This window comes from Candidatus Cloacimonadaceae bacterium (assembly GCA_030693415.1).
Classification (GTDB): domain Bacteria; phylum Cloacimonadota; class Cloacimonadia; order Cloacimonadales; family Cloacimonadaceae; genus JAUYAR01.
Genome location: JAUYAR010000176.1, coordinates 1 through 2,519, shown reverse-complemented (window position 1 = coordinate 2,519; position 2,519 = coordinate 1). Strand labels below are relative to the sequence as shown.

At 45.6% G+C, this 2,519-nt stretch carries 3 protein-coding genes; all 3 read left to right on the top strand.

Going from position 1 to position 2,519, the window contains the following annotated elements; genetic code table 11:
* Positions 1 to 573 precede the first annotated feature (573 nt).
* The 3 genes from Q8M98_11245 to Q8M98_11235 all read left to right on the top strand — a co-directional run bounded on the left by Q8M98_11245 (position 574) and on the right by Q8M98_11235 (position 2,400).
* Positions 574 to 810, top strand: a complete 237-nt coding sequence (locus Q8M98_11245; protein ID MDP3115328.1) for a hypothetical protein — start codon at positions 574 to 576, stop codon at positions 808 to 810.
* 11 nt (positions 811 to 821) lie between these two features.
* Complete coding sequence (locus Q8M98_11240; GenBank protein ID MDP3115327.1) at positions 822 to 1,916, top strand: SUMF1/EgtB/PvdO family nonheme iron enzyme; 1,095 nt, start codon at positions 822 to 824, stop codon at positions 1,914 to 1,916.
* A 127-nt stretch (positions 1,917 to 2,043) separates the two neighbouring features.
* The gene (locus tag Q8M98_11235) at positions 2,044 to 2,400 is read left to right on the top strand and encodes an HRDC domain-containing protein (GenBank protein MDP3115326.1); all 357 of its coding nucleotides are present in this window, start codon (positions 2,044 to 2,046) and stop codon (positions 2,398 to 2,400) included.
* The last annotated feature ends 119 nt before the right edge of the window (positions 2,401 to 2,519 follow it).

Sequence of the window (2,519 nt, the reverse complement as noted above, 5' to 3'; positions counted from 1 at the left end):
CCATGGATGTATTTACACCGATTGGTGTATAAATCCATGATCAGATATCGGGGCTAATTGGCAAGGTGGCTCTGATCAGCGAATTGAGTGGCTCTATTTTCCGAGAGCCTGGCTCTCAAATTGCGAACAAGTGGCTCTATCTTGGCATATTATTCATTCCAGTAGCTTGGCTTCCATCTTATCTCCTTGCGAGTAGTATCGGATACTCTATCCGGAGCAAGGAAGCTACTACCCTGTATTAACACAAATACGGATGCACAAGGATGCGACAGATTTTAGGATAAGCAAAAAAGCTACTATTCTTAAATAGTCGATGAATCATTACCACTCATACATTGATATTGCTTAACCTTAGGTCGAGTACTCAGATATTATGAATTTCCGGAATAAAAGCGTTTTCTTGTGAAAAAGCCACTGTTCAATGAAAGTAAAATGCATATAATTAAATGCTGTTCAATAACTTACCCCCCCCCCATTTTTTTCTTGACCAATTTTGTTGTTTAATGCATCTGGTATTATCGCACTTTGTGCTTTCTTATCTAACAAAATAAACAACAAAATGTGGAGGAACCCATGAAAACAGCTATGCTGATTGGCATCCTGTTCAGCCTCACTACTTCCGGACTGATAGCGTTATCCGGCTACGGAACCTCAGCCCCGGTAGTAAACGACACCGTCGATCCGTCACTTTCTATTCTTTGCCCCAACGGCGGGGAAATATGGTATCTGGGTGATACTAATGCTATCATCGGGTCAATAGAGGATACCATGGTCAGACCCGGCGCTACAAATTGCATGACATTTAGTTAAGGAGCTACTTAATGAAAACAATTATGATACGAGGCTTCATTTTATTGGCATTGTTCACAGGACTCATTTTGGCAGGCTGCAGCAAACCTACCGAGCCCGATGAACAGGTTTCCAAGCCTGTCTTCAGCCCCGCTGGAGGAGCTTATGAAGGTGCTGTGGAGATTATCATTACAACCTCTACCCTGGGCACCACTATTCAGTACACTACAGACGGCAGCGACCCAAACTCGACATCACTAATTTACTCCGTTCCTATTCGTGTTTCAGAGACGACAACATTGAAAGCCAAAGCCTACAGAAACGGGATGAGGGACAGTGCCGTAGCCAGCGCGAGCTATACAATATCTCTTCCTACTATACCCGCGAGTTTTGTTTTGGTATCCGGAGGCACTTTCAATAATGGTACTTCGAATGTTACGGTCAGCAGCTTTTATCTGGATAAATATGAACTTACCCAGGCCGGCTACCAAGCTGTGATGGGTAGCAATCCTGCTTCCGAATATGGGGTCGGCAGCAACTATCCTGTCTACTGTGTGAGCTGGTTCAACGCCATCGAGTACTGCAACCGAAGGAGCCTGCAGGAAGGGCTTACACCTTGTTACAGCTACAGCACCTACGGGACTAATCCAGCAACCTGGCCTGCGGGTTGGAATACAAGTAGTGGCAACCACACCAATGTAAGCTGCAGCTGGACTGCCACTGGCTATCGATTGCCTACTGAGGCAGAGTGGCAGTTTGCGGCGCAGGGCGGTAACCAGAACAATAATTACACCTATAGTGGTAGCAATGACATCAATGCGGTAGCATGGTATAGTTCCAATTCCGGCAGTACAACCCACACAGTAGGAACCAAGGCAGCCAATGAACTGGGCATATTTGATATGTCTGGCAACGTTTGGGAGTGGAACTGGGACATTTACGGCAGCTATCAAAGTGGTTCACAAAATAATCCTACGGGAGCAAGTAGCGGGTCTCACCGTGTGTTACGCGGCGGTAGCTGGTTCAACAGTGCCAACTACTGCACCGTTTCCCATCGGAGCTACAACGATGCTACTAACAGCTACAACGGCAGTTTAGGCTTTCGCTGCGTCAGGGTTTCCCCTTGATTTTTGTTTTTTGTCCTTTTTGCCTTTTGCTTGCTTCAGGGCGAAGGGACAAAGCTATGAATCTGCGATCCCGTGGGGGTGCAGGGGGATTCTTCCCCCTGCCCGCGGGATTTTTTAGAGAGAGATTATGTATCGCTTGATTTTAGTGAAATTCAACCATGACACAGGTGAATTCGACGATCATGAATTCAACCGCTTTTGTCGTGAGCACAGCGTAGTAAGAATTGAGAAGGAATTTATCAATAGTCAGGGCAGTATATACTACTCATTCTTTATTGAGTATCAGGCTCGCCGGGAAAGAACTGGGAAACCAGATCTGGAAGGCATGAGTGAACTTGAACGCGCCCAATATGATGCCTTGCGGGATTGGCGCAATGAGTTGGCTGCCAGTGAAGGCATCCCAGCTTATATCATCATGTATAATTCCCAGATCTATGAGATAATCAAGCGACAACCACAAGCTAATACTAATTCGCTTGCATAAATCCAAATTATGATTATAGTATCTCCAGAACAACAATAGCTGGAGGTACAGATGAACCGTATCCATGTTAACGACACATTGCCTGCTGAAGAGCTAAGGCATAGAATGCTTGCCAGTAA